The sequence below is a fragment of the Methylorubrum sp. B1-46 genome (assembly GCF_021117295.1).
In the GTDB taxonomy this organism is placed as follows: Bacteria; Pseudomonadota; Alphaproteobacteria; order Rhizobiales; family Beijerinckiaceae; genus Methylobacterium.
The window spans coordinates 3,520,828-3,547,206 of record NZ_CP088247.1; the positions used below are offsets into that span (position 1 = coordinate 3,520,828).

Consider the following 26,379-nt stretch of genomic DNA (forward strand, 5'->3'; position numbering starts at 1 on the left):
CGGACTGAGCAGGCAGGGAAACGAGAGGCAAGAAGACGACAGCCCTTGCGCCCGAGGTAATCCGGTCAAGCTTAAGGATTGGCGAACGCGCCGTTGCCGACGGTTCAGAGGGCTTCCGGCCAATCGCTTCGTTTCCCAGCTTCGCCTCGCAACGACGCGAGAAGAGATCGAAGCCATCGATCAGGAACGCGATCAGATCCCGTCGTCGAGGCTGTTCACGACCGCGCGCGGCGGCTGGTCCGGGTACTCGTCGGGCTGCTCTCTCCGGTTCACCCACACCGCGTCGAAGCCGAAGGCGGTGGCCCCGGCGATGTCCCAGCGGTTCGAGGAGAAGAACAGCACGCTCTCCCGCGCGGTGCCGAGCCGATCGAGGACCAATCGGTAGGCTTCGGGCGCCGTCTTGAAGGTTTTGACGGCATCGACCGAGAGCACCGCGTCGAGCCGCGCATCCAGACCGGCCGAGGCTACCGCCCGCTCCAGCATCGCCGCATTGCCGTTGGAGAACAGAACCGTCCTCACGCCCCGCCCGCGCAGGCGCTCCAGCAGGCCGGGCACCTCGTCGTAGGCGTCGAGATCGCGATAGGCGTCGAGGAGTTTCTCGCGGCAAGCCGGGTCGATCTCGGGGTGGCGGGCCAGGGCGAAGTCGAGGGCGCGCTCGGTCAGATCCCAGAAGCCGACATAGCGGCCCATCAGGCCGTGGACCCAGGAATATTCGAGCTGCTTTGCGCGCCAGACTTCGGACAAGGCCTGTGCCCGAGGCCCGAGTTCGCCGGCATGGCGCGCCACCGCCGCATGCACGTCGAACACGGTGCCGTAGGCGTCGAAGACGGCGTGGGTCTTGCCGGCGAGAAGATCGGAAGGGGTCATAGGGGAGAGATGACGCACCCACCCGATCCGGAAAGACTACCTGCGGCGCAATCGCACGCCGAAGGCGCCCATCACCGCGAGCAGGGTGCCGGCGTAAGCGAGCGCCCCGGCAAGGCCGAGGAGTCCGAGCACGGCGATCTCGCGCAAATGGGGCAGGGGGGGCACGATCCGCTCGGCGAAGGGTAGGCCGTAGACGGCGAGCGCCGCCAGCACGGCGCTCGCCACGACCACCGCGGCGACGGTGACGCCGAGCACTCGCCCCGGCGCGGTCCAGCCGCGGCGCAAAGCCAGCCCATAGAGCAGGGCGAGGTTGATCCACTGGCCGATGGCGGTGGCGAGCGCGAGGCCGGCGACGCCGTAGGGGCCGGTAAGCACGAGCTTCAGCCCGATATTGACGGCGAGTGCCGTCAGCGAGGCGTAGAGCGGCGTCGTGGTGTCCTGCCGCGCGTTGAAGCTCGCCACCGCCGAGCGCACCAGCACCACGGCCGGCAGGGCCAGCCCATAGGCCGCGAGCACGGAGGCCGCGCGGGCGGCGTCCTCGGCGGTGAAGGCGCCGCGCTGGAACAGCGCCACCATGATCAGACCCGGCAGGGTCAGGAACGCGATGGTGAACGGGGCCGAGAGCGCGAGCGAGAAGCCGGCGGCCCGGTTCTGCGCCGCATGCGCCCCGGCGACGTCGCCCGCAGCGATGCGCCGGCTCATCTCGGGCAGGAGCACGGTGCCGGCGGCGATGGCGATGACGCCGAAGGGCAGCTGGTAGATCCGGTCGGCGTAGTAGAGCGCCGAGACCGCGCCGGTCGGCAGGAAGCTCGCGATGATGGTGTCGGCGAAGGTCGCGATCTGGAAGCCGGCCGAACCGATCACGGCGGGGCCTAAGATCTTGAAGAACCGGATCATGTCCGGATCGCGCAACGTGGGCTTCGTCAGCCGCGGGGCGTAGGCACGGGCCCGCGCATCCCACCAGACCAGCGCGAATTGCAGCACGCCGGAAACCGAGACGCCCCAGGCGGCGGCATAGGCCGCGTTCGGGAACAGGAAGGCGAGCGCCAGCGCCGCCAGCATGGCGAGGTTGAGCAGAACCGGTGCGCCGGCCGCGGCGGCGAAGCGGCGATGCGCGTTGAGGATGCCGGAGAACAGCGTCACCAGCGTCATGAACAGCAGGTAGGGGAAGGTGATCCGCGTCAGGCTCACGGCCAGCGCGAACCGCTCCCCGTCCTCGGAGAAGCCCGGCGCCAGCGCGCGCACGATCCAGGGCATCGCCGGGAGTGCGAGCGCGAGCAGCGCCACCTGCACGATCAGCATCAGGGTGAAGACGCGGTCGGCAAACCGCGCGGCCGCCCCGGCTTCGCCCGCCTGCTCCAGATGGGTGTAGGCCGGCACGAAGGCGGTGTTGAACGCCCCCTCGCCGAAGATCGCGCGAAAATGGTTCGGCAGGCGGAAGGCGACGACGAAGGCATCTGCCATCGGCCCCGCGCCCATCACGGCGGCGGTGACGACGTCGCGGGCAAAGCCGGTGATCCGCGAGACCAGCGTCCAGCCGCCGACGGAGAGGATCGAGCGGATCATGTTCTTGGCAGACGATCCCGTGCGAACAGTCGATCCCGCTCAAGCCCTCATCCCGAGGTGCCGCGAAGCGGCCTCGAAGGAGCCTCCAGGGATCGCGAGCGCGCTGGAAGATCCGTCAAAGCCGACGCTGCGCGCCGGCACCTCAGGATTGGACGTGGGTGGGATCGCCCCGTCGAAAACTTCGCCGTGCAGTAGGCCGGCTGTTGACGGCGCGACAATGACGGTGAGGTCACGCCCCGCACGAAAAAGCCGCCCCGTCGGCAAACGGGGCGGCCGCATCACGTGAGCGGGGAGGGCCGGATCAGGCCTTGGCTTCCCCGTACAGCTTCTCGACGTATTCCCAGTTCACGAGGTTCTCGACGAACGCCTTGAGGTAGTCGGGGCGGCGGTTGCGGTAGTCGATGTAGTAGGAGTGCTCCCACACGTCGACGCCGAGGATCGGGGTGGCGCCGTGGACGAGCGGGTTCTCGCCGTTCGGGGTCTTCAGGATCGCGAGCTTGCCGTCCTTGACCGCGAGCCAGGCCCAGCCCGAGCCGAACTGGCCGACACCGGCCTGGATGAAGTCGGCCTTGAACTTCTCGTAGCCGCCGAGATCCTCGTCGATCTTCTTGGCCAGCTCGGCCGGGGGCTGGCCGCCGCCGTTGGGCTTCATCCAGTTCCAGAAGTGGAGGTGGTTGTAGTGCTGGCCGGCGTTGTTGAAGAGCGCCTGGTTGGTGTTGTAGCTCGCCTTGACGATCTCCTCGACGCTCTTGCCCGCGAGGTCGGTGCCCTCCAGCAGCTTGTTGCCGGTGTCGACATAGGCCTTGTGGTGCTTGTCGTGGTGGAACTCGAGGGTTTCCTTCGACATGTAGGGGCCCAGCGCGTCGTAGGCGTAGGGCAGCTCGGGCAGGGTGAACGTCATGCGTGTCTCCTGGGTTGTCCGGATCTCGCGGGGAGCGATGGCAGGGCGCGCGGTCCGTTTTCCGTGCGCGGCCGGCGAGGTGACGGGCGGGTAGGTAAGTCGGTGGATCGGGCTCGGCAACGCCACCACGGCCGTATCCGCGCGCCTGTCACCGGTGAAAGCGCGGCATCCACCGTTTTGCGCAGGCGCCCGGCTGTGCAAGGAGAGACAGAAAGGCCGGTTTCCAGGGACAGGGAGGCCGGGCGATTTTGCAATGCGCGGGCCGGGGGTTATCCTGTTTCCTCCACGCCGCCCGCGACAGTCAGTCGAGAGTACCATGGTCGTCGCGCTGCTCGCGCTCAGTTCCGTCATGATCCTCGGTGGCATCGCCGCCGTGGTCCAAGGCTTTCCCTATGTCCGTTTGGAAAGCGGACTCGCGATGGTGATCGGCGGCTCGACCGCAGCCTCGGCAGGCGTGGTCCTGCTCGGGCTGACCGTGATCGTCCACCGCCTGCTCAAGCTGCAGGACGCCATGTCCGCGCTGCGCGCCGCCTCGCCCCAGCCGAGCGTTCCGGCCGCGCTTCCCCTCGGGGCGGCGCCCTGGGAGGCTTCGACGCCGGAGGCGCCGGCCTTCGCGGCGCCCGAGATCACGCCGCAGGAGCGCCCCTCCTTCGGCGGCCTCGCTGCGGCCGGTGCGGGCGCGGCCGGTCTGGCCGGGCTGTCGATCGGCGCGCTGCGGCCGGGCAGTCGGGGTTCGGAGCCGGTCTTCGAGGATCCGGCTCCCTCCGCCGCGCCGCAGCCGAGCGCGGCCGAGCCGCTGCTGCCCGACCTGTTGCCGGAGGCCGAACCGGCGCGTGCGAGCGACGATGCGCTGTTCACCATCCCCGAACCCGTGCAGGACGCCGCCCCCGCACCGGCCCCCGTCGCGTTCGAACCCGAACCGGTGAAGGTCGCCGACCCGGTCGTCGAGCCGCATGTCGAGTCTCAGCCCCCTGCCGCCGAATCGATGGGCCTGCGCTCCTTCCTCGATGAACCGGTGCCCGCTCCGGCGCCGGCCGCACAAGTCGAGCCTTCGCCCGAGCCGTCGCAAGAGCCGGGGGCCGCCGCGCCGGTGGTGCAGGAGCCGGCGTCTCAGGAGCCTGAGCCAAAAGAGGCCATCGCCGAGGAGCGGCACGCGGTCGGCTCCTACGCGTCGGGCGCCAACACCTACGTCATGTTCTCCGACGGCTCGATCGAGGCGGATACGCCGCGCGGCCGCTTCACCTTCGGCTCGCTCGACGAGCTGAAGAGCTTCGTGAATGCCGGCGGCGAGGAAGCACGCGGCGCCGCCTGAGGGCGGCTTGCGGCCCCCGCCTCAGGCGAGTGGGTTGAGCGCCGGGTTGCGCGTCGGCAGCGGCGCAGCCAGCGTCAGGTGGAACCCTTCCGGCGCGTAATCCGTGGTGATCTGCGCTTGGACCTGGGTCGTCAGCACCCGCTGCAACAGGCGTGAGCCGAAGCCCTGGCGAGTCGGCGGGGCAACGGTGGGACCGCCGCTCTCGCGCCAGTCGAGGTGCAGCACGCCGGCCTCGACGCTCCAGGTGATGGTGATCCGGCCGCGGCCGGTCGAGAGGGCGCCGTACTTGGCGGCGTTGGTGGTCAGCTCGTGGATCGCCATGCCGATCGGCACCGCGACCTCAGAGGGCAGGTCGACCTCCGGGCCGTCGAGGACGATGCGCAGGTCCGGCGAGGTTTCAGTCTCGCTCTCGGCATAGGGCATCAGCTCGGAGGCGAGCAGGTCGCGCAGGCTCGCCGTCTGCCACGTCGCCTCGGTGAGCACGCTGTGGGTGTGGGCGAGCGACTTGATGCGGCCGACGAAGGCCTCGTGGAAGCTGTCGATGCTGGTGGCCGTGCGCGCCGTCGAGCCGACGATGGCCTGGACCGTGGCGAGCGTGTTCTTCACCCGGTGGTGCAACTCGCGGATCAGCAGGCTGCGGCGCTCCTCGGAGAGATGGCGGTCGGTCACGTCGGCGACGACGCCGATCAGGCGCCGCGGCAGGCCGCCCGGCCGGGTCCGCTCGAAGCGCCCCGCCATGTCGATGGTACGCCACTGGCCGTCGTCGTGGCGGCGGATGCGCCCCGTCGCGTGCAGGATCACGTCCTCGCGCAAAGCCCGCAGGATCGCCTGCCGGAAGACGGGCCGGTCCTCGGGATGCAGGATCTCTTTCAGGAAGGTCGCCTTGCCGATGCTGCCCTCTTCCGGCCGCCGGCCGAAGATCGCGAACATCCGCTCGTTCTCCCAGGTCGCCCGGTCGTCGAGGACGTGCCACTCGAAGATGCCGAGATTGGCCACCGTGGTGGCGACCCGCAGGCGCTCCTCGCGCTCGGCCAGGGCCTCGCGGGCCTCGACCCGCGTGGTCACGTCCTGCACCACGCCGACGATGCCGACCGGCGTGCCGTCGGCGGCGAGCAGCGCCTCGCCGCGGGCGCCGATCCAGATCTCGGCGCCGTCGGTGGCGCGGCGGAAGCGGGTCTGGAAGGCGTAGGGGCGTCGCTCGGCGATGGCGTCGGCGACCGCGGCTTGGATCCGCTCGGCATCCTCCGGATCGACCTGCCCCCGCATGCCCGCCCAGGTGACGGAGCGGCCCGGCGCGTAGCCGAGGATCTGCGCGGCGCGGCGCGAGAACACCATCTGCCCGGTCACGAGGTCCCAGCGCCACTCGCCGAGGCCCGCCGCCGTCAGGGCGTCGCGGTTCTGCTCGGCCCGGACCAAGTCGTCGGCATCAACGACGGTCACCACGGCCACCGGTTCCGCCGCGTCCTCGCCAGAGAGGCTGAGACGCAGGTCGAGGCTGCTGCCATCCGCCCGCAGCCAGCGGCGGATGCCGGCCTTCACCTCGGGGCCTCCCTCGCCGAAGGCCTCGCGGCCGATCACCCGATCGATCGGGCAACCGTCAAGGGTGCCCGGCGCGTAGCCGAGCCAGCGGCACAGGCACGGGTTGGCGGTGCGGATCGTGCGACCGTCGGGCGTGAAGACGGCGAGGCCCACCGGCGCGCCGTCGAAGGCGGCACGGTAGAGGGCGGGCGACAGGTCCGCCGGTCGAAAGCCCTTGTCCGCACTGTCGTACACGCCGCTTCCCGTTCAGCCGCCCGCCGCGGGTGCAAGCGGGACCGTCCGGAGTGCGGCACCATGACGGAGGCCGCCGCGGACGACAAGATGCCCCCGCTTCAGGCAAGCCTCATCGGCCGCCGCGGGTCAACAGGCCCGGAAGGGCCGTCACGAGCATTCGCCCTGCGCGGATCACCGCACCCGCATCGCCCCGTGCGCCCCGCACCAGCGCCCGGCCGAGCCGCACCGGCAGGTTCACGGCGAGCGCGGCGGTCAGCACGGCCAGAGCGGCTGCCCAGCCGTGATGCTTGTGCGCGTAGAGCGCCTGCGCCCGCAGGAAGTAGAACAGACGGCGATCCTTCACCGCCTCGGTGGTGCCCTGGCCGCGATGGCGGATCTCGGCCTCTGCGACGTGGCACACGGCGAAGCCCGCCGCGGACGCACGGGCGCAGAGGTCGGCATCCTCCCAGTAGACGAAGAAGCGCTCGTCGAACCCGCCGAGACGGGCGAAGAGCGGGCGCCGGATCATCAGGAAGGCACCCATCACCGCATCGACGGCGCGGGTCTCGGCGTGGTCCCAGTCGAGCAGGAAGTGCGGGCGGACGCGACCGGGCAGCAGACGGTCGAGGAACAGGGTGTGGGCGATCAGGCTCAGGCCCGTCGGATGGCGGGCGCAGGTGCGGTGCGTTCGCCCCGCCTCGTCCACCAGCCGGGCGCCGACGATGCCGGTGCCGGGGGCCGCATCGAGCCGCGCGCGGGCGATGGCGATGCCGTCGCGACTGACCTCCGTATCGGGGTTGAGGAACAGGATCGTGTCGGCCGATCCCAGGACCGCGCCCTGGTTGCAGGCGCGGGCGAAGCCGAGATTGTCGCGGTTTCGCAGCAGCGTGAGCGCGAGGCCCGGCAGGTCGAGACCGTCCGCCGAGCCGTCGCCGGAGGCGTTGTCGACCACGACGACGCGCAGATGCTCCGCCCCCTCGCTCGCGGCAAGGCTCGCGAGGCAGGCCCGGAGCTGCTCCCCGGCATTCCAGTTGACGATGACGACGTCGAGGGCCGCCGTGAGGGCGGCGGTCACGGCGGCGCATCCGCCGGCCGGCCGAGGCGCCCGGCCAGCCCCTGCGCCAGCGCCGCGAGAAGGCGTGCGAGCACGCGGGGCGAGAACCGGTGCCGGCTCCAATAGAGCCCGATCTGAAGCGGCAAGTAGGCCGCCTGTTTCAGCTTCCACCGGACCGGAACGTGCGGCAGGCGCCAACCGTAGGCGGTGTTGCGCACGTAGACCGCCATGCGGAACAGCGGCTGGTCGGGCATCGCCACGGGCAGGAACCGCGCGCGGATGGTGCCGCGGCCGACGCTGTGCGGGATCGCGGTGCCGGAATCCATCCAGCAGCTCCGGCCCCTTGCCCAGGCGCGAAAGCACCATTCGAGATCGACGGCGTCGATGAAGAAGTCCTCGCGGAACGAGCCGACCCACGCGTAGGCAGACAGATCCACGAGCGAGCCGGAGGTCGCCAGGAATTCCACCGGCCGGAGAGTTTCGCGGGGCGGCACGCCGGGGCGCGGCGGGTAGACCGGCGCCTTATGGCCGGGCTTCGGCGCGGGTGCCGGCCCGACGAGCGCCGGGGGCGGGTCCGCATCCGCAAGCCGGTCGAGGGCATGCCCCAGCGCCCGCGCCGTCTCGACATTCGTGTCGGCATCCTGGTCGAGCAGGAAGAGGCGGGCAAAGCCCGCTGCGATCGCCGCCTCGGCCAGCGCGTTGAGGGCGGCCGCGATGCCGTGATTGCGCCCCTCGCCGAGCCGGGTGACTCCCTCCGCCACGCGCAATTGCGCCATCGCCTCGGGCGGGATGCCGCCGTTGTCGTAGACGAGCACAGGCATGCGCCCGGCGAAGCGCTCGACGACGCGCCCGACCTGCTCGGGGGAGGGGCGGAAGAACACGACCGCGACGGCGGTGTCGGCTGGAAGGTCGGTGGGCGTCACATCGGACCCGCTGCGGTGGGGCATCGGCCTCTAGAGGATCGTCCTGGATATCGGATCCGGGACGATCCTCTAGGTCTCTGTTTTTGCATCACCTTTTTCCGAACGCCGACGGCCACCTTTCGGGATGATGCTCAAAATCCCGAAAGGTGGCCGCCGGCTTCCGGGAAAATCGTGTCGGGCTCTACCATACGCCGCCATCGCGAGCGTCAGTGAAGCGATCCAGCGGCGCGCCGTTTCCGGGTAAGACACGGCCCTGGATGGCTTCGGCTTCGCCTCGCCATGACGGAGGAGAAGCGGGGACCCTCAGCGGAAGGCTCAGGGCTCACTCGAGCACGAGCTTGTAGCCCTGTCCGGGCTTCACCGCAGCACCCCGCTGCAACCCGTTGAGCACGAGGAAGCGATCGACGGCGCGGTCGGGCACGCTCATGCGGCGGGCCAGGCCTTCGACGGTGTCGCCCGGCGCGGCGGTGACGATGCGCAGATGCGCCGGCTTGAGGGCGGCAGCCTCCTCCGGCTCGATCGGCCGCAGGCTTTCCAGCCAGCGCCGGAAGGCCGGCTCGGGATCGGTCGCGCCCCTGGCCGCCATGATCATGCGGTAGGTGGTCTCGCCCATGCGGATCGCCGCAAGCCGGAAGGTCCAGTCCTTGCCGCGCGACAGAGCGGTGACGGCGGAGCGCCCGCCGATGATGCGGTTCTCGATCGAACTCGCCTCGATGGCGTCGTTCCAGGTCGCGCGCAGCACATCCTCCAGGCTGCGGTCGCCGCTCGCCTCGACCTGATCGAACAGCAGGCGGCGGCTGCCCTCCGGCGTGGTGCCGAGCACGGCGTTGCGGGTGTTCTCAATCGCGAAGGCGTCCGGCACCTCGAACGCGATGCTGAGGCCCGGATGCAGGAAGCGGCGCCCGCGCACGAGGCCCTCGCCGGGATTGTCGCCGTAGGCGAGCCCGTCGATCGCCGCGAGATAACGCGAGCGGTCGTCGGCACCGAGGCCGGGGGCGCCGATGCGCCGGGCGGCGCGGGTGACGAGCGCGATCCGCTCGGCGGTGGCCGGATGGGTCGCCAGCATGTCGGGCTCGGCCGCGCTGCCGTTTCCGGATTTGAGCGCCATCGTGCGCTGGAGTGCGTCGAGGAAGCGGCCGGCGCCGAAGGGATCGTAGCCGGCCTGAGCCAGCACGCGCACGCCGTTGGTGTCGGCCTCCAGCTCCTGCTCGCGGGAGAAGCGGGCAAGGGTGAACTTGGACTGGCTCTCGAGCTGCGCGCCCGTGACCGGATCGTTCAGCACGTCGGCGACCACGCGGCTCACGAGCTGCGAGCGAAGCGCCATCTCGCTGCGGGCAGTGGCATGGCGCAGCGTCACGTGGGCGATCTCGTGGGCGAGCACGGCCGCAACCTCCGAGCTGTCGCTCGCGAGCGCAAGCAGCCCGCGGGTGACGTAGAGCCGGCCGCTCGGCAGGGCGAAGGCGTTGACGACAGGCGAGTCGAGCAGTGTGACCGCGTAGCTCTCCTCCGGCCGATCGCTGACGCGCACGAGGCGGTCGGTGATCTCGGCAACCATCCGGTGGGCGGCCGGCGCGCGGTACTCGCCGCCGAAGGAGGCCACGAGCTTGGCGTGGTCCGCCTCGTCCGAGCGGGTGCGCCCCGTCGTCTTCGGCGCTTGCTCCGGCACCTTAATGACCGCGGGCGTGAGCACGGTGCCGGTCTGGTCAGCGGCGCAGGCGGCGAGAAGGCCCGCGAGCACGAGCAGCGTGCCGGCCTGCACGCCGGCCCGGCCCGGTCGCCTCCCACGGCGCGCGCCCCCGCTCCGCCGCCTCGATTCGTGCTGCCGATCCCCCGTCATGACGTTCTAGCGCCGCAGCGCCCGCTCCCCCTCGACGACCTCGATGCTCTCGACGCCGGCAAGATCGATGAGCGGTCCCCGCCCGATCTCGACCACGCCGCGGATTCTCACGAGGCGGCCCTTCAGCGCGGCCGCCGACAAACCATGTTCGCTCAGATTCCGCCAAGTGCGTTTCTGCACCGTTACGGTCAAGCCCTGCTCCCCCCGGCGGGTGAAGTCGAGATAGGTCCGCGCCGACCGCTCGCCGACATGCAGGATGCGCCCCTCGACCACCGCGAAGCGCCCGGCCCGCGCGCTCAGGGCCGCGGCATCGGTCGCGGCGAGCGGCCCGCCCGCCCATAGGCCGAGGCCGGCCGCGCGCGGCGCCGCTTCGAGGGTGCGGAGCGCCGGACGGCAGAGCGCGTCGGCCTCGCCGGGATCGGCATAGGCGAGCCCGGCGGCGACCAGACCCCCGGCGAGATCGACCGGCTCGGCTTCGCCGGCGATGCCGTCGGCGCGCCGGCGGCCCCAGCGATCCTCGGCGCCGCGCTCGGTCAGCGTCAAAGGCGCGCCCCGGAAGGTCATGAGCCAAGCCCGCGCCCCGGCATCGAGCGCGGGCTCGTCGGGCCAGCGCAGGCCGGAGAGCACCGCCCGGCGGCCCGAGGCGAGGATCAGCTCGCCCCGAGGCCCGACATCGGCGAGACGATCCTCGCGCGCGGCCAACGGCCGACAGGTGTCCTCGGCGCGCGGGGCAGCCGATACGCCGTGAGAAGCGACGCTCCCGCCGCAGGCGGTCGCGAGGAGCCAAGCCAGGCCCGGACCGCTGCGGCGTCCGACCCGACGCCCGTTCGGTACAATGCCGCGCCCCTCGCTGCGCCCCATCACCACCGCTCGCACTCGGCCTCTCGTGACGGGAAGGATGCCGCGCGAAAAGCGCCCGGATCGCGGCACGTGAGCGCTTCAGGCTCTCACAATCGCGGATTGTCGCCCTGTGAGTCCCGGGGGTCACAGGCCGAATGGCTCCAGGCGTGGGCCAATGACGCGAGCCGACAGGGTCGTGCCTCCTCCGAGCTGCAACGGCCATCTTTCCGGGTTTGCCGCTCAACGCCCCGGCATGCCGACGACCGTTTCCCGGCAGCAAACGCCCGATCCGGCAACTCTGGCGCCCGGCTCCGGTTGGGATCGGAGCGGTTGGCGGTCCCGTGCGATGATGCTAAGCCTTTGCCGACGTCTCCGTAGCTCAGCTGGACAGAGCACAGGTTTCCTAAACTCCACAATTGGGCGCCGCGATGGGAAACCGCGCGGCGGATCCGCTCAAATTCGGGGAAAGCTTCCAGCGCCGCGGCGCTCTGCCGATCCCGAGCCAAGCCCGAGACCCGTTACGGGTTGCGGGAAGGTGTAGAGACTAGACGGGCGGCACCTAAAGGCTTCGCACGGGGCCCAGGGTGAAGGGATAGTCCAGGCCACGAACGCGCGCACAGCGCGGCGGCGAAAGCCGAAGTGGTATGAAACCTGGGGTCGCAGGTTCGAGCCCTGCCGGGGACGCCACTCTCTTCTTCGATCTTGCGATTGCAGTCCGTCGACCCATTCACGCCTGGATCGCCCTGCGACGCCACGTCGCACCATTAACAAATGACATATTCCGTTTTGCGTCGCTGTTGCCGCTTCGGGCGGCCTTGCAACAGGAAAGTTTTCGTTCGAAGCATCGCCCAATAAAGGGTGGGCAGAGAGAAGATGGCAGGCCAGAAGACCGATGAGCGCGACGTCCTTCTCGGACGACGTATTGCGGAGCAGCGCAAACGCTCGAAGCTGACGCAACGCGCCGTCGCCGACAGCTTCGGGATGTCGGCTGCTCAACTCCAAAAGTACGAAAAGGGGGTCAACCGGATCAGCGCCATCCATCTCGCAATCCTGAGCCGTCTCACCAATACTCCGGTCTCCGAGTTCCTCGACGGCATTCCCCATCCTGATCCAGAAACGGAACGCGGTTTTTCGGATAATGGACAGCAGCCTTACGCGGCCGATCCATGGTCTGATCTTGCCCGCGCTTTCGCGCGCCAGTTCGTCGAAACGTTCAGCGAGGACCAGCGCCGCGAACTCTCCGCCGCGGTCGAGACCCTGAGCCGCGAACTCAAGAGCTGACGCTCATAGCCTCGAGGCCATTCATCCAAGTTCGAAGTCGGGCGCCGCGCATGGATGACCGCCGTCGTTCCCCGCCCGGCACCGTTCGTTAAAACGGACGATTTCGCCATTCCGGCTTGACCGTCCGTAACGCCGATGCGACAAGCCGCGCCTCTGGAGACCGGGTCAAGCGCCGTGACAAGACGGGGCGCGCCCGACAATCGGGGGTGCAGCATGCCTCGTTCCGACTATCTCTTCACCAGCGAATCCGTCTCCGAAGGCCACCCGGACAAGGTGAGCGACCGGATCTCGGACACCGTGGTGGATGCCTACATCTCCGCGATGCCGGAGGCCCGCCTCGGCGTCGAGACGCTGACGACGACGAACCGGGTCGTGATCGCGGGCGAAGTGCGCGGCCCCGATTCCGTGACCTTCAAGGATCTTGAGGAACTGACCCGCGAGGCCGTGCGCGACATCGGCTACGAGCAGTCGGGCTTCCACTGGAAGAACAACGACGTCGCCATCCACCTGCACGCCCAGTCGGCCGACATCGCCCAGGGCGTGGACGCCGCTGGCAACAAGGACGAGGGCGCGGGCGACCAGGGCATCATGTTCGGCTACGCCGCCGACGAGACCCCGGCCCTGATGCCGGCCCCGATCTTCTACGCCCACAAGATCCTCAAGGACCTCGCTGACGCCCGCAAGGCTCGGCAGGGTGACGCGGCCAAGCTCGGCCCCGATGCCAAGAGCCAGGTCACCGTGCGCTACGCCGACGGCCGCCCGGTCGAGGTGACGCAGATCGTGCTCTCGACGCAGCATCTCGACGAGTCGCTCGACTCGGCCGACGTGCGCGCGATCGTCGAGCCCTACATCCTCAAGGCTCTGCCGGAGGGCTGGGTCAACGAGGGCACCGTCTGGCACGTCAACCCGACCGGCAAGTTCGTGATCGGCGGCCCGGACGGCGATGCCGGCCTCACCGGCCGCAAGATCATCGTCGACACCTACGGCGGTGCGGCACCCCACGGCGGCGGCGCCTTCTCGGGCAAGGACCCGACCAAAGTCGATCGCTCGGCGGCCTACGCGGCCCGCTATCTCGCCAAGAACGTCGTCGCCGCCGGGCTTGCCCGCCGCGCCACGATCCAGCTCTCCTACGCCATCGGCGTGGCCAAGCCCCTGTCGATCTACGTCGACCTGCACGGCACCGGCACCGTGGACGAGGCGAAGCTCGAGACCGTCCTGATGGACGCCCTCGACCTCTCGCCCCGCGGCATCCGCACGGCGCTTCAGCTCAACAAGCCGATCTACGCCCGCACCGCGGCCTACGGCCATTTCGGCCGCGAGCCCGATGCCGATGGCGGCTTCTCCTGGGAGAAGACCGATCTGGCGGCCAAGCTGAAATCGGCCTTCTGAGCCCGAACCATGATGGGGAGGGATGACAGCGTCCCTCCCGTAACGGGCGGGACGGCCGAGACCGAGCGGGCCTTCTACGGGCGCCGCAAGGGCAAGCGGCTGCGGCCGGGCCAGGAGCAGCGCCTTGAAGGGGCGCTTCCCCACTTACGCGTCGCTCTGCCCGAGCGCGGCGAGTTCCTCGATCCGCCGAGCCTGTTCCCGGTGCCGGTCGACGAGGTCTGGCTGGAGATCGGCTTCGGCGGCGGCGAGCACCTCGCCGCCCAGGCCGAGGCCCATCCGCGGACCGGCATCATCGGCTGCGAGCCCTTCGTCAACGGCGTGGTCAAGCTGCTGCGCGCGGTGGACGAGCGCTCCTTGCGCAACGTCCGCGTCTGGGACGAGGACGCCACCGCTCTGCTCGCCGCCCTACCGGATGCGAGCCTTGCCCGCGTCTACCTGCTCTATCCCGATCCCTGGCCCAAGCGCCGCCAGCGCAAGCGTCGCTTCGTCTCGGACGCCTCGCTCGCCGAGATCGCGCGCGTCCTGCGCCCCGGTGGCCATTTCCGCTTTGCCAGCGACATCGACGATTACGCCGGCTGGACCCTGGTCCGCGCGGCCCGATGCCCGCATTTGCGCTGGACGGCCGAGACCGCCGACGATTGGCGCCAGCCCTTTCCCGGTTGGCCGGGCACCCGCTACGAGGCCAAGGCCCTCGCGGTCGGCCGGTCGCCGAGCTACCTGACGTTCGAGCGCGTCGAACCGGCCTGATTCCGAAACGGAAGCCCGCCGAGCGGCCCTCTCCCGTCGGCTCCTCGGACACCCTCCCCCGCAGAGGGGGGAGGGTCATGAGCAAGCGCCTCAGCTCGCCTTCGTCTTCGCCGGAGCCTTCTTTGCAGCCGCCGGCTTGGCCGCGGCCTTCGTTACCGTCTTGGCGGCCGTCTTGCGCACGGCCGGCTTCTTCGCCTCGCCGGCCTCCGCCTTCTTCGCGGGTGCGCGAGAGCGGGCCGCCGTCTTGCGGACCGGCTTCTTGCCGCCGCCCGCGGCGCGCTTGGCGTTGACGAGGTCGATCGCCTGTTCGAGCGTCAGGCTCTCGGCGCTCATCGTCTTCGGCAGGGTCGCATTGACCGAGCCGTCGCTGACATAGGGACCGTACTTGCCGGCCTTGACCACGAGGGCGGCCCCGTCCGGGTGTGCGCCGAGAGTGCGGCCGGGATCGGAGGAGGGGCGCCCGCGCCCGCCGCCCTGCTCCTTGGCGACGATGAGGTCGATGGCGCGGTTGGCGCCGATTTCCAACACGTCGTCGTCACGCCCGAGATTGGCGTAGGTCTTCCCGTGCTGCACGTAGGGGCCGAAGCGGCCGAGATTGGCCAGGATCGGCTCGCCGGTCTCGGGATGCTTGGCCACTTCGCGCGGCAGCGACAGCAGGCGTAGCGCGATCTCCAGGGTCACGCTGCCCGGCGTGGTGCCCTTGGGCAACGAGGAGCGTTTGGGCTTCTCGGCCCCCTTCTCGGCGGACGCCTCGCCGAGCTGCACGAACGGCCCGAAACGCCCGTCGCGCAGGGTCACGGGCAGGCCGGTGGCGGGATCGTCGCCGAGCACCCGCACGCCCGGCTGGCCGCCCTCGGTCGAGGAACCGTCACCCTCGCCCTCGACGCCGGAGGCCGAGAGCTGGCGGGTGTACTTGCACTCGGGGTAGTTCGAGCAGCCGATGAAGGCGCCGAACTTGCCGAGCTTGAGCGAGAGCTGGCCCGAACCGCAGGTCGGGCAGGCGCGCGGATCGCCGCCATCCGCCTTCTCGGGGAAGATGTGCGGCCCGAGCAGGCCGTTGAGCGCCTCCAGCACCTCCGCAACGCGCAGTTCCTTAGTGCCGCCGATGGCGGCGGAAAAATCGCGCCAGAAGTCACGCAGCACGGTGCGCCAGTCGATCTCGGCATTCGAGACCCGGTCGAGCTGTTCCTCCAGGCTCGCCGTGAAATCGTACTCGACGTAGCGCTTGAAGAAGCTCTCAAGGAAGCCGGTGACGAGCCGCCCCTTGTCTTCGGGCTGGAGGCGCTTCTTCTCGATCCGGACGTATTCGCGATCGCGCAGGGTCTGCAACACCGCGGCGTAGGTCGAGGGCCGGCCGATGCCGAGCTCCTCCATCCGCTTGACGAGGCTAGCCTCGGAATAGCGCGGCGGCGGCTCAGTGAAATGCTGGGTTGAGGCGATGCGCTCGCGCTTCAACGGGTCGCCTGCCTTCATCGCCGGCAGGCGCTTGCCCTCCTCGTCCTCCTCGTCGTCCTTGCCCTCCTGGTAGAGGGCGAGGAAGCCGTCGAACTTCACGACCTGACCCGTGGCGCGCAGGTCGATCCGCCGCGGGCCGACGCTCGCGGTCACCTCGACGGTGGTGCGCTCCAGCTCGGCCGATTCCATCTGGCTGGCGATGGTGCGCGTCCAGATCAGTTCGTAGAGCTTGGCCTGCTCCGGCTCGAGATAGCGGGCGATCTGCTTGGGCAGACGGCCCATATCGGTCGGGCGCACGGCTTCGTGGGCCTCCTGCGCGTTCTTGGCCTTGACCGAGTATTTGCGCGGGGCGCCGGGGACGTAGTCGTCGCCGAATTCGCGGCCGATCACCCGGCGGGCATCAGCAATCGCCTCCGGCGCCATGTCGACGCCGTCGGTTCGCATGTAGGTGATGATGCCGACGGTCTCGCCGCCGACATCGACGCCCTCGTAGAGCCGCTGTGCCACGCGCATGGTCTGGGCCGGGGCCATCCCGAGCTTGCGTGAGGCTTCCTGCTGGAGCGTCGAGGTGGTGAAGGGCGGCTGCGGATGGCGCTTGGCGGGCTTGGCCTCGACGCTCGCCACCTGGAAGGTCGCGAGTTCGAGGTCGCGCTTGAAGGCCGCCGCCTCCTCGGCATTTCCGACATCGAGGCGCTGGATGCGCTTCCCGTCGGCGCCGACGAGGCGGGCCTCGAACACGCCGCCGTTCTCGGTCGCGAGCGTGGCGACGATCGACCAGTACTCGCGCGGTTTGAAGCGCTCGATCTCCATCTCGCGCTCGACCACGAGACGCAGCGCGACCGACTGCACCCGGCCGGCGGACTTGGCGCCGGGCAGCTTGCGCCACAGCACCGGCGACAGTTTGAAACCGACGAGGTAATCGAGCGCGCGCCGCGCCAGATAGGCATCGACCAGCGCCTGATCAATCTCGCGGGGCTTGCGCATCGCCGCGTCGACCGAGGCCTTGGTGATGGCGTTGAAGGTCACCCGCTCGACCGGGATGCCCTTGAGTGCCTTGCGGGCCGTGAGCGCCTCGATGACGTGCCAGGAGATCGCCTCGCCCTCGCGATCCGGATCGGTGGCGAGGATGAGCTTCTCAGCGCCCTTCACGGCGCGCGCGATCTCGGAGACGCGCTTCGAGCCGCGATCCTCCAGCTCCCAGATCATGGCGAAATCGGCCTCCGGATCGACCGAGCCGTCCTTGGCCGGCAGATCGCGGATATGGCCGAAGGAGGCCAGAACCTCGTAATCGCGCCCCAGGTATTTGTTGATCGTCTTGGCCTTGGCCGGCGACTCGACGACGACGACTTTCATGAACCTCTGCCTCTCGCCAGAGCCTCACCGCGGGTACGGTTTTGGGGATGGCGCGGATAGCGTACCGGTCGGAGGCCGGCTCTCGCGCCGCGCAGAAGTGGGTGAGCGGCGCGGCGTTGTCAAATCGGGAGAACGGGTGAGACCTTCTCTCAAATCCCCGCGTACCACTCGTAGCCGCGGTCTTCCCAGTAGCCGCCCCCACCGTCGCCGATGCCTTTCAGGCTCTCGGTCACCTCGATCCGCATGATGTATTTCGCCTGCTTGTAGCCGAGTTGCCGCTCAACCCGAAGGCGTAACGGGGCCCCGTTCGAGACCGGCAGGGCCTGGCCGTTGAGATCGTAGGCGAGGATCGTCTGCGGGTGGTAGGCGTCGGTGAGATCGATGCTTTCATAGTAGCGGACCGGGATGCCCTGGGCCTCGTCGCCCTCGTCAGCCGGCGCTTCCAACCCTGCGGCCTGCGAATCGCTCGCCTGATTTTCCGCGCCCTCGGGCCGCTGCTCCATCCCGGGATTGGCGGACTTCTCCGCGGGCTCCTCGGCCTCCTCCGGCTCCTCGCGCGCGGCGTACTCCATCGTGTCGGCGCAGTGGAACACGACGTAGCGGGCGTTCGGCTTCAGACCGGCGCGCTGCAGCACCTCGGAGAGGGGCACGCCGGTCCACTTGCCGATGGCGCTCCAGCCCTCGACGCAATCGTGCCGGGTCGTCTGGGTGCGGGCGGGCAGCGCCCGTAGGTCGGAGAGGCTCAAATCCTGCGGTCGCTCGACGAGGCCGTCGATGCGGAGGCGGAACGCCTCGAAGCTTTTGGCGGCGAGCGCCTTGTAGGCGCGGTCCGGCGGATCGATCGTGCCGTTCGGCTTGAACCAGGGCGAAATCTCCGAATCCGGAAACTCCTTGGCGAGCGAGGCCGGCGTCAGCAGCAGGCGCTGCACGAACAGGTTGGCATCCTCCCCGAGCTTGAGCGTGCTCTGGCCCGTGGGGCTCGCGGCGAAGCGGTCGCAGCCGCCGAGCGCCGCGGCGCCGAGGAGGCCGACCGCCGCCGTGAGGAAGCCGCGGCGGTGGGGGCGAGGGATGTGCAGGCGGGGTCTCGCGACGCGGCGTTTCATCGGGCCTCTCCCGAATCGGCGGGAAGCTTTCGGCGCTCGATCACGAACCAGCCGGTGATCATGCTGCGCATGTTGTTGGCCACGCCCGAGAGCAGGACGAGCAGGACGTGGACGATCACGAACAGCACCAGCAGGTTCGTGACGATGAAGTGGACCGTGCGGGCCGATTGCCGACCGCCGAACAGGTCGGGCAGCGGCACCACGGCGTTGACGCCCGGCGACATCGCCAGCCCGGTGAGCAGCATCAGGGGCAGCAGCACCGCGACGACGATCAGATAGGAGAGCTTCTGCAGCACGTTGTAGCGCTTGGCTTCCTCGCCTTCGGGGAAGTGCAGAGTCAGGTGCTCGCGGATCGAGGAGCCGAATCCGCGCATCTGGTCGCCGTCGGGGATGAGGCGGCGGCGCAACTGCCCGGTTCCGATGCCGTAGAGGAGATAGATCAAGCCGTTGATGACGAAGGCCCAGGCGAACAGGAAGTGCCAGCGCCGCCCGGTGGCGAGATCCTGATGCGCCGGCAAGGTCGACCATGACGGGAAGGCGCGGCCCGCGGGCCGACCGTTGAGGTTCGACAGGCCGAGCACGCCGGTGGTGTCGAAGGTGTGGCCCGCGACATAGACGATGCCGCGCGGCGTGCCGTCATCCCGCTGGTCGTCGGTGATGGCGACGAACGGCATGTCGAAGGTCGAGGCCGCGCCCCAGTACAGCGCCGGATGGGCGTTGAAGATCTGCAAGCCGCTCATCAGCAGGATGGCGAGGCAGACCACGTTGATCCAATGCGTCAGCCGGATCACCAGCGGGTGGCGAAACATCCAGCGCCGCCGCACCGTCTCCACGATGTCCGGCCCCGAGAGCGTCGATCCTGCGGCCACGGCGCGGCTGTTCCCTGTTGCAGCACCCCGCGCCGGGGGGAGGGACCGCTCGGCACGGGAGGACTTGGAAGGCTTCATTCGACACGAAAAGGCCCGCCCGGTCTAACCGGGCGGGCCGAGGATCGCCTAGATGGCGCGTTGGTCACAGTCGGGTGACGAGTGGCTCACATCCCGCCCGCACCGGACTCCATGCCGGAGCCGGAATTCATGCGCTTCGAGCGCATCATCTTCTTGCTCTTCATCGGCTTTTTCATCTTCTTGGAGCTGCGCTTCATCGGGCGCTGCTCCTGGGCCATGTCGTCGCCCATGGCGCCCTGCTGCATTTGGCCGCCCATTTGCCCACCCATGCCGGGCTCCATGCCGCCTCGCTGCATGCCCTGAGCGTAGGCGCCCGACGAGAGGGCGAGACCGAGCGAGAGCGCGCCAGCGGTCAGAAGAAGTCGCGTATTCATCGGCTACCTTTCGCTTCCGGGCCCGCGGGCGAATGCCGGGACAGGCATTCGGCAGGCTCAGGCCCAAACAGATGTTTGAAAAACGGAAGCGCGACCGGATCGTTCAAATTCTTCTCGATCACGGGCTCGCGATGACGAAGAAAATCTCTCAGCCGCGACCGGACTGGATCGTTTTCCTCGCAGCGTCGATCGCACCGGCCACCGGACGCTCCCGCGCCTTGCCGCGTCCCTTCGAGACACCTATAGCGCAGGTCCGACGACAGAACCGCCGCATGACCGCTCAGACCGCACCCGCCTTCCCGCACCGGCACCTGCTCGGCATCGAAGGCCTGAGCCGTCCGGATATCGAATCGCTCCTGGAGCGGGCCGACGCCGCCGTCGCCCTGTCGCGGCAGGTCGAGAAGAAGCGCAACGTCCTGCGCGGCCGCACGCAGATCAACCTGTTCTTCGAGCCCTCGACCCGCACGCAATCCTCGTTCGAACTCGCGGGCAAGCGGCTCGGCGCCGACGTGATGAACATGTCGGTGGCCTCGTCCTCGGTGAAGAAGGGCGAGACGCTGATCGACACCGCGGCGACGCTCAACGCCATGCGGCCCGACATCATCGTGGTGCGCCACCACGCGGCGGGCGCCGTGCATCTTCTGGCCCGCAAGGTCGATTGCGCGGTGGTCAACGCCGGCGATGGCGCCCACGAGCACCCGACCCAGGCGCTGCTGGACGCGCTGACCATCCGCCGCAACAAGGGCGGCATCGAGGGGCTTCAGGTCGCGATCTGCGGCGATGTCCTGCACTCGCGTGTGGCGCGCTCCAACATCATCCTGCTCCAGGCGCTCGGCGCCCGTGTGCGGGTGATCGGCCCCTCGACGCTGCTGCCGACCGGCATCGAGCGCTTCGGCGTCGAAGTTTTCACCGATATGCGCGCGGGGCTGAAGGGCAGCGACATCGTGATGATGCTGCGCCTGCAGCGCGAGCGCATGAACGGCTCCTTCGTGCCGAGCGTGAAGGAATATTTCCGCTATTACGGTCTCGACGGCGACAAGCTGGCGCTGGCCAAGCCCGACGCGCTGGTGATGCATCCGGGTCCCATGAACCGCGGCGTCGAGATTTCTTCCGAAATCGCCGATGGGGCGCAATCGCTGATCCGCGAGCAGGTCGAGATGGGCGTCGCCGTGCGCATGGCCGTGCTGGAAGCGCTGGCGACCCACTTGCCGAACGGGTGACCCAAATGAGCGCGCTCGTCTTCTCCAACGCCCAGCTCCTCGACCCCGCCACCGGCCGCGAGGGTCCCGGCGCCGTGCTCGTGCGCGACGGCCGCATCGCCGATGTCGCCTGGGATGGCGCGCCCGGCGCACCGGAGGATGCCCAAAACATCGACTGCGGTGGGCTCACCCTCGCCCCCGGCCTGATCGATCTGCGCGCCTTCGTCGGCGAGCCCGGCGCCGAGCATCGCGAGACCCTGGCCTCGGCGAGCGCGGCCGCGGCGGCCGGCGGCGTGACGACGCTCGTCTGCATGCCCGACACCAACCCCGTCATCGACGGGCCGGCCATCGTCGATTTCGTGCTGCGCCGCGCCCGCGACACGGCGAGCGTCAATGTGCTGCCGGCGGCTGCCATCACCAAGGGCTTGGCCGGCCGCGAGATGACCGAGTTCGGCCTGCTCGCGGAAGCCGGGGCCGTCGCCTTCACCGACGGGCTCAAGGCCGTCACCAACGCCCAGGTGATGCGCCGCGCGCTGACCTACGCACGGGATTTCGGCGCGCTGCTGATGCAGCACGTCGAGGAGCCGGACCTCGTCGGCGACGGCGTGATGAACGAAGGCGAGATGGCCTCGCGGCTGGGCCTGCTCGGCATTCCCCGCGAGGCCGAGACGGTGATGCTGGAGCGCGACATCCGCCTCGTGCGCCTCACCGGAGGGCGCTACCACGCGGCGATGATCTCCTGCGCCGACTCGGTCGAGATCGTGAGGCGCGCCAAGGCGGCGGGCCTGCCCGTGACCTGCGGCGTCTCGGTCAACAACCTCGTGCTCAACGAGGGCGACATCGGCCACTACCGCACCTTCTGCAAGCTCTCGCCGCCGTTGCGCCGCGAGGACGACCGGGCGGCGGTGATCGCCGCGCTCAACGAGGGCGTGATCGACGTCATCGTCTCCGATCACAACCCGCAGGACGTCGAGACCAAGCGTCTGCCCTTCGCCGAGGCCGCCGACGGCGCGCTCGGCATCGAGACGCTGCTCGGCGCGAGCCTTCGCCTGCTCCATACCGGCGACGTGAGCCTGAAGACGCTGCTCGGCGCGCTCTCGGCCAACCCGGCGAGGCTGCTCGGTCGCGAGGCCGGGCGCCTGGAGAAAGGCGCCCCCGCCGATCTCGTGCTGATCGACCCCGACCTTCCTTACGTGCTGGACAAGCGGCACCTGAAGTCCCGCTCGAAGAATTCGCCCTTCGACGAGGCGCGGCTCCAGGGCGCGGCGGTGCTGACGCTGGTCGGCGGCCGGATCGTCCACCGCTCCGACCTTTCGGCCATCGCCGCATGACCACGCTGCTTGCGGCCGGCTGGCCGGCCCTGATCGCCGCCCTCGTCTTCGGCTACGCCTGCGGCGCGATCCCCTTCGGCCTGATCCTGACGAAGTTCGCCGGCCTCGGCGACGTTCGCGCGATCGGTTCGGGCAATATCGGCGCGACCAATGTGCTGCGCACCGGCCGCAAGGGGTTGGCGGCCGCGACCCTTCTCTGCGACGCGCTGAAGGGCACGCTGCCGGTGCTCGCCGCCGGCCATTGGGGGGAGGGACCGGCACTGGCCGCCGGGCTCGGCGCCTTCCTCGGCCATCTCTTTCCGGTCTGGCTCGGCTTCAAGGGCGGCAAGGGGGTGGCGACCTTCATCGGCGTGCTGCTGGCGCTGAGCCCGCTGACCTTGCTCGCCTTCGCCGCGATCTGGCTCGGGCTGGCCTTCGCCCTGAAATACTCCTCGCTGGCCGCGCTCGCGGCTTCGGCCGCCACGCCCCTCGTTCTGTGGGCCCTCGGACACGGAGCGGTTGCAGCGCTCTTCCTCGTGCTCGCGGCGCTGCTATGGTGGAAGCACGCGCCCAACATTCGCCGACTCGCCGCCGGCACCGAGGGCCGGATCGGGCAGAAGGGCTGAGGACGGCCCCCTCCCGTCAGGAGGGGGACCGCATGCAACTCACCGATGGACAGCGCCTCGACTGGCTGCGGCTGATCCGCACCGACGGCATCGGCCCGCGCACGTTCCGCGGCCTGATCAACCGCTTCGGAAGCGCGTCCGCCGCCCTCGACGCCCTTCCGGACCTGACGAAGCGCACCGCCAAGCGCGCCGTGCCGCCCTCGAAGGCGGAGGCCGAGCGCGAGATGACCGCCGCCACCCGCCTCGGCATCCGCTTCATCGCCATGGGGGAGACAGCCTACCCGAAGGCGCTCCACGCCACCGACACCGCCCCGCCGCTGATCGCGGTGCGCGGCGATCCGGCCGCCCTGCTGAGGGCGTCCGTGGCGATCGTCGGCTCGCGCAACGCCTCGACGGCGGGCCTCGCCTTCACCGAACGGCTCGCCCGCGGGTTCGGTGAGGCCGGCCTCGTCGTCGTCTCGGGGCTCGCCCGCGGCATCGATGCCCGCGCCCACAGGGCCACGCTGTCGACCGGCACCGTCGCGGTCCTCGCTGGCGGGCAGGACCGGATCTATCCGGAGAACCATGCCGGCCTCGTCGAGGAGATCGTCGATGCGGGCGGGGCGGTGGTTGCCGAGATGCCGATGGGGTGGGTACCGCGCGGGCGCGACTTCCCCCGGCGCAACCGCATCATCTCGGGGCTCAGCCTCGGCACGGTCGTCGTCGAGGCCGCGCGCCGCTCCGGCTCGCTCATCACCGCCCGCTTCGCGCTGGAGCAGGGCCGTGAGGTGTTCGCGGTTCCCGGCTCCCCGCTCGATCCGCGGGCGGAAGGCACCAACGACCTGATCCGAGAGGGCGCGACATTGGTCGGCGAGGTCGAGCACGTCCTGTCCGTTCTCGCTCCGCTGATGGACGGGCACGCATCGCCCGCGGAAGGCCTGAACGACCGCCCCGAGAGGTCGGGCACACCCGATTACTGGGACGAGATCGATTTCGACGGCGGCTCGGCGACCGCCCTGCCGCTGTTTGCCGACGCGGCGGACACGGCCGGTTCTCTCGCGGAGCCCCAATCCGAACCGCACGACGATCGCGCCCGGCTGATCGCCTGCCTCAGCCCCACCCCGGTCGGCACCGACGAACTCGCCCGCTCATCCGGCCTACCGGTCCGGGTCGTGCAGACGACGCTGCTCGAACTCGAACTCGATGGCCGGATCGAGCGGCACGGAAGCGGGACGGTATCCCTGGCTTTGCCGGCATGGGTCGGACGATCCGGCTCGTGAGGACGGACGCCTCGGCCCCGCTTCCGCTCTTGATCGCCGCTCAAACCGTTTCCGGTTGACTGCTTCGCGATGACGGCGGAGGCACCGGGCGAGGCACTCCGATGAACAAAAATCATTTCATCCGGCGCTTGGACTTAAGACTCCATCAAACACTCCGCATTGCGGTTGTGGCGAATCACGATTATTGGGCCGCAATCCAATTTCGGTTCGGCTACAAGAGTCGAGATCGATAATCCTGCAAAGCCCCCGGGACGAGGCGGCATGCGGGCGGGGGCTCGAAAGCGGTGGCGCGGTTTCTTCGTCTTGCTCGGATGCGGACAGTCTCCTTGAGACATCCGCGGCAGCTCATCGGCACGACGGCGCTGATGCTGGCCCTCACCCTCTCCTCGACTGCGGTTCTCGCCTACGCCGATCTGCTGCCGGCAAACCTCGACATCGATCTCGGCCTGTTCGAGGACGCCACCCCGGCCGGCCTTCCGCACGTCGCCCAGAAGATCGCTCTGGGTGGGCCGCTGACCATCATCGCCTTCGGCTCCTCCTCGACCGAGGGTATCGGCGCCAGCCATCCCGCCGCCGCCTATCCCGCCCGTCTCGAAGCCGGGCTGCGCCGTGCCCTGCCGCATCTCGGTGGCCGGGTCACCGTCACCAACCGGGGCATCGGCGGCGAGGCGGTGGACGAGATGCTGGCCCGGCTCGACCGGGACGTCATCGCCCCCCGGCCCGATCTCGTGATCTGGCAGACCGGCAGCAACGATCCCCTGCGCGGCGTCTCGCTCGACCATTTCCGCGAGGCGACCGAGACGGCCCTGGAGCGCATCCGCGCGGCAGGCATCGACGTGGTGCTGATGGAGCCGCAATGGTGCCCGGCGCTGGACGCCACGCCCGGCGCCGACCGGTTCCGCGACGCAGTGCGCGCGCTGGGCCACGACCTCGACATCCCGGTGATCCGCCGCTCGGACCTGATGCGCGACTGGATCGGCCAGGGCCGGTTGACCCGCACCGAATTGTTCGCGAGCGACGGCCTGCACATGGCGGATGGCGGCTACGCTCTGCTCGCCGAGGCGGCGCAGGATACGGTGCTCGACGGCGCCGAGGCAGCGCCGGTCGCCGTGGCCGCGGCGGGGGCGGATTGAAGCGCACCCTCGGGGCGGCCCGCCTCGTCCATTCTCTCGCAGCCGGACTTCTGCTCGCGGCCACACCGGCCGCAGCGGTCGACACGCGCCTGCTGCCCGAGAACCCGCGCTACGCCCGCAACAAGTCGTGCGCGGACGTGACCGTGTTGGCGCCCGGCCGCCGCCCCGGCACCCATCCGCTCGACGACCGGATCAGCCCCAACCCGGCCCTGTCGCCGATGAGCCAGGGCGACAGCGCGATCTGCTTCGCCTACGCCACCGCCGACATGATCTCGCAGCGCGTCGGCGTCACCGTCTCGGCGCTCGATGTGGCCACCCGCTACTATTTCGCCGACCCGGCGGGCCTGCTGCACAGCCGCGACCGCGCCTTGCGGCGCTACCTGGGCCGGCATCCCGACCTCGCGGAGGAGATCGCCGAGAGCCGCAACGATACCGAGGCGAGCCGCGAGCGTAATCCGGGCCGAAAGCCCTATTTCGACAAGCTGGAGGACGGGCAGGAGGAGGCGGCCACGCTCCTCTACAATCTCGGCGGCCTGTGCCCGGATCGGGACCTGCCCTCCTTCGACGGCTACGGCCAGCACGTTCGCACCTTCGGTGCCCTGCGCTGGCGCAGCCGCGTCGCCGCCCCGAAGATCTCGTGGCGCAGCCTCGGCGGAACGGTGCCGCGCCTGCGCGACCCGGCGACGGATGCCTTCAACGCGGGCTGGATCGCCCATGTCGAGCGGCGCTGCCGGCGAAAGCCGCTGCCGGTACCGCTGATCCCTGTCTCGGATTCGATCGCCGACAACCAGCTCGACTTCATGGACAAGGCGGCGCGCCGAGAGCCCGGCCTCCAGGCTGGCACCGACCGGCTGATGGCGATGATCGACTACGCCCTCGACCGCGACCGCCTGCCGGTGATCGGCTATTCCTGGTACGTGCTGGAGGAGCGCCTGCCGAAGGACCCGGACATCGCTGCCGACCATTCGAGCCCGATCATCGCCCGGCGCAAAGTGGGGGGCCGCTGCCAGTATCATCTGCAGGACAATACCGGCGAGTACTGCGCCCGGATGCGGCCCGGCATTGCCGAGCGCTGCGACCTCGGCCGGGTCTGGCTCGACGAGGACGAGTTGCGCGCCTCGCTCTACAGCGTGATCTATCTGCGGTAGTTT

Annotated in this window: 22 protein-coding genes; 10 read left to right on the forward strand and 12 right to left on the reverse strand. The window is 69.8% G+C overall.

Going from position 1 to position 26,379, the window contains the following annotated elements:
- Positions 1-192: 192 nt before the first annotated feature.
- From LPC10_RS16360 to LPC10_RS16370, 3 genes are all read right to left on the reverse strand, one after another.
- Positions 193-867 carry a haloacid dehalogenase type II gene (locus tag LPC10_RS16360; RefSeq protein ID WP_231343517.1) on the reverse strand — a complete coding sequence of 225 codons (675 nt, stop codon included), beginning with the start codon at positions 865-867 and terminating at the stop codon, positions 193-195.
- Between the two features lie 36 nt (positions 868-903).
- Positions 904-2,433 carry a murein biosynthesis integral membrane protein MurJ gene (murJ, locus tag LPC10_RS16365; RefSeq protein ID WP_231343518.1) on the reverse strand — a complete coding sequence of 510 codons (1,530 nt, stop codon included), beginning with the start codon at positions 2,431-2,433 and terminating at the stop codon, positions 904-906.
- Between the two features lie 301 nt (positions 2,434-2,734).
- Complete coding sequence (locus tag LPC10_RS16370) at positions 2,735-3,334, reverse strand: superoxide dismutase (RefSeq protein ID WP_231343519.1); 600 nt, start codon at positions 3,332-3,334, stop codon at positions 2,735-2,737.
- 316 nt (positions 3,335-3,650) lie between these two features.
- Between LPC10_RS16370 and LPC10_RS16375 the strand changes: the two genes are divergently transcribed.
- Positions 3,651-4,646, forward strand: a complete 996-nt coding sequence (locus tag LPC10_RS16375) for a hypothetical protein (protein WP_231343520.1) — start codon at positions 3,651-3,653, stop codon at positions 4,644-4,646.
- Positions 4,647-4,667: 21 nt separating this feature from the next.
- On the opposite strand, the gene LPC10_RS16380 is transcribed toward LPC10_RS16375, so the two are convergent.
- From LPC10_RS16380 to LPC10_RS16400, 5 genes are all read right to left on the reverse strand, one after another.
- Positions 4,668-6,419, reverse strand: coding sequence for an HWE histidine kinase domain-containing protein (locus LPC10_RS16380; protein WP_231343521.1), 1,752 nt, complete (start codon positions 6,417-6,419; stop codon positions 4,668-4,670).
- 109 nt (positions 6,420-6,528) lie between these two features.
- Positions 6,529-7,473 carry a glycosyltransferase family 2 protein gene (locus LPC10_RS16385; protein WP_231343522.1) on the reverse strand — a complete coding sequence of 315 codons (945 nt, stop codon included), beginning with the start codon at positions 7,471-7,473 and terminating at the stop codon, positions 6,529-6,531.
- Positions 7,470-8,375 (reverse strand): rhamnosyltransferase, encoded by a 906-nt coding sequence (locus tag LPC10_RS16390; protein ID WP_231347073.1) that lies wholly within the window; start codon positions 8,373-8,375, stop codon positions 7,470-7,472. Before LPC10_RS16390 ends, LPC10_RS16385 begins: the two co-directional genes overlap by 4 nt.
- A gap of 322 nt (positions 8,376-8,697) precedes the next feature.
- Positions 8,698-10,212: a M48 family metalloprotease gene (locus tag LPC10_RS16395; protein ID WP_231343523.1), complete on the reverse strand. Its 1,515-nt coding sequence runs from the start codon at positions 10,210-10,212 to the stop codon at positions 8,698-8,700.
- 6 nt (positions 10,213-10,218) lie between these two features.
- Positions 10,219-11,073, reverse strand: coding sequence for a DNA-binding protein (locus tag LPC10_RS16400; protein ID WP_370644500.1), 855 nt, complete (start codon positions 11,071-11,073; stop codon positions 10,219-10,221).
- Positions 11,074-11,925: 852 nt separating this feature from the next.
- Between LPC10_RS16400 and LPC10_RS16405 the strand changes: the two genes are divergently transcribed.
- The 3 genes from LPC10_RS16405 to trmB all read left to right on the forward strand — a co-directional run bounded on the left by LPC10_RS16405 (position 11,926) and on the right by trmB (position 14,469).
- Positions 11,926-12,333, forward strand: coding sequence for a helix-turn-helix domain-containing protein (locus LPC10_RS16405; protein WP_231343525.1), 408 nt, complete (start codon positions 11,926-11,928; stop codon positions 12,331-12,333).
- A 213-nt stretch (positions 12,334-12,546) separates the two neighbouring features.
- A complete protein-coding gene (gene metK, locus LPC10_RS16410) occupies positions 12,547-13,722 on the forward strand; it encodes a methionine adenosyltransferase (protein WP_231343526.1) in 1,176 nt (391 codons plus the stop codon).
- 9 nt (positions 13,723-13,731) lie between these two features.
- On the forward strand, positions 13,732-14,469 hold the full coding sequence (trmB, locus tag LPC10_RS16415; protein WP_231343527.1) for a tRNA (guanosine(46)-N7)-methyltransferase TrmB: 738 nt from the start codon (positions 13,732-13,734) through the stop codon (positions 14,467-14,469).
- A 90-nt stretch (positions 14,470-14,559) separates the two neighbouring features.
- On the opposite strand, the gene topA is transcribed toward trmB, so the two are convergent.
- The 4 genes from topA to LPC10_RS16435 form a co-directional block, all read right to left on the reverse strand.
- The gene (gene topA / locus LPC10_RS16420) at positions 14,560-17,277 is read right to left on the reverse strand and encodes a type I DNA topoisomerase (protein ID WP_231343528.1); all 2,718 of its coding nucleotides are present in this window, start codon (positions 17,275-17,277) and stop codon (positions 14,560-14,562) included.
- Positions 17,278-17,426: 149 nt separating this feature from the next.
- Positions 17,427-18,380 (reverse strand): molybdopterin-dependent oxidoreductase, encoded by a 954-nt coding sequence (locus LPC10_RS16425; RefSeq protein WP_231343529.1) that lies wholly within the window; start codon positions 18,378-18,380, stop codon positions 17,427-17,429.
- Positions 18,377-19,249, reverse strand: coding sequence for a cytochrome b/b6 domain-containing protein (locus tag LPC10_RS16430; RefSeq protein WP_231343530.1), 873 nt, complete (start codon positions 19,247-19,249; stop codon positions 18,377-18,379). Before LPC10_RS16430 ends, LPC10_RS16425 begins: the two co-directional genes overlap by 4 nt.
- A gap of 164 nt (positions 19,250-19,413) precedes the next feature.
- A complete protein-coding gene (locus LPC10_RS16435) occupies positions 19,414-19,701 on the reverse strand; it encodes a hypothetical protein (RefSeq protein WP_231343531.1) in 288 nt (95 codons plus the stop codon).
- Between the two features lie 272 nt (positions 19,702-19,973).
- On the opposite strand from LPC10_RS16435, the gene LPC10_RS16440 reads away from it, so the two are divergent.
- The 6 genes from LPC10_RS16440 (at position 19,974) to LPC10_RS16465 (ending at position 26,376) form a co-directional block, all read left to right on the forward strand.
- Positions 19,974-20,921, forward strand: coding sequence for an aspartate carbamoyltransferase catalytic subunit (locus LPC10_RS16440; RefSeq protein WP_231347074.1), 948 nt, complete (start codon positions 19,974-19,976; stop codon positions 20,919-20,921).
- Positions 20,922-20,926: 5 nt separating this feature from the next.
- Positions 20,927-22,231: a dihydroorotase gene (locus LPC10_RS16445; protein WP_231343532.1), complete on the forward strand. Its 1,305-nt coding sequence runs from the start codon at positions 20,927-20,929 to the stop codon at positions 22,229-22,231.
- Entirely contained in the window at positions 22,228-22,836 is a 609-nt protein-coding gene (gene plsY, locus LPC10_RS16450; protein ID WP_231343533.1) for a glycerol-3-phosphate 1-O-acyltransferase PlsY, read from the forward strand. Before LPC10_RS16445 ends, plsY begins: the two co-directional genes overlap by 4 nt.
- A gap of 32 nt (positions 22,837-22,868) precedes the next feature.
- A complete protein-coding gene (dprA, locus tag LPC10_RS16455; protein ID WP_231343534.1) occupies positions 22,869-24,095 on the forward strand; it encodes a DNA-processing protein DprA in 1,227 nt (408 codons plus the stop codon).
- 311 nt (positions 24,096-24,406) lie between these two features.
- Positions 24,407-25,228, forward strand: coding sequence for a GDSL-type esterase/lipase family protein (locus LPC10_RS16460; RefSeq protein ID WP_231343535.1), 822 nt, complete (start codon positions 24,407-24,409; stop codon positions 25,226-25,228).
- Positions 25,225-26,376, forward strand: a complete 1,152-nt coding sequence (locus LPC10_RS16465; RefSeq protein WP_231343536.1) for a hypothetical protein — start codon at positions 25,225-25,227, stop codon at positions 26,374-26,376. The genes LPC10_RS16460 and LPC10_RS16465 overlap by 4 nt, the downstream gene beginning before the upstream one ends.
- Positions 26,377-26,379 lie beyond the last annotated feature (3 nt).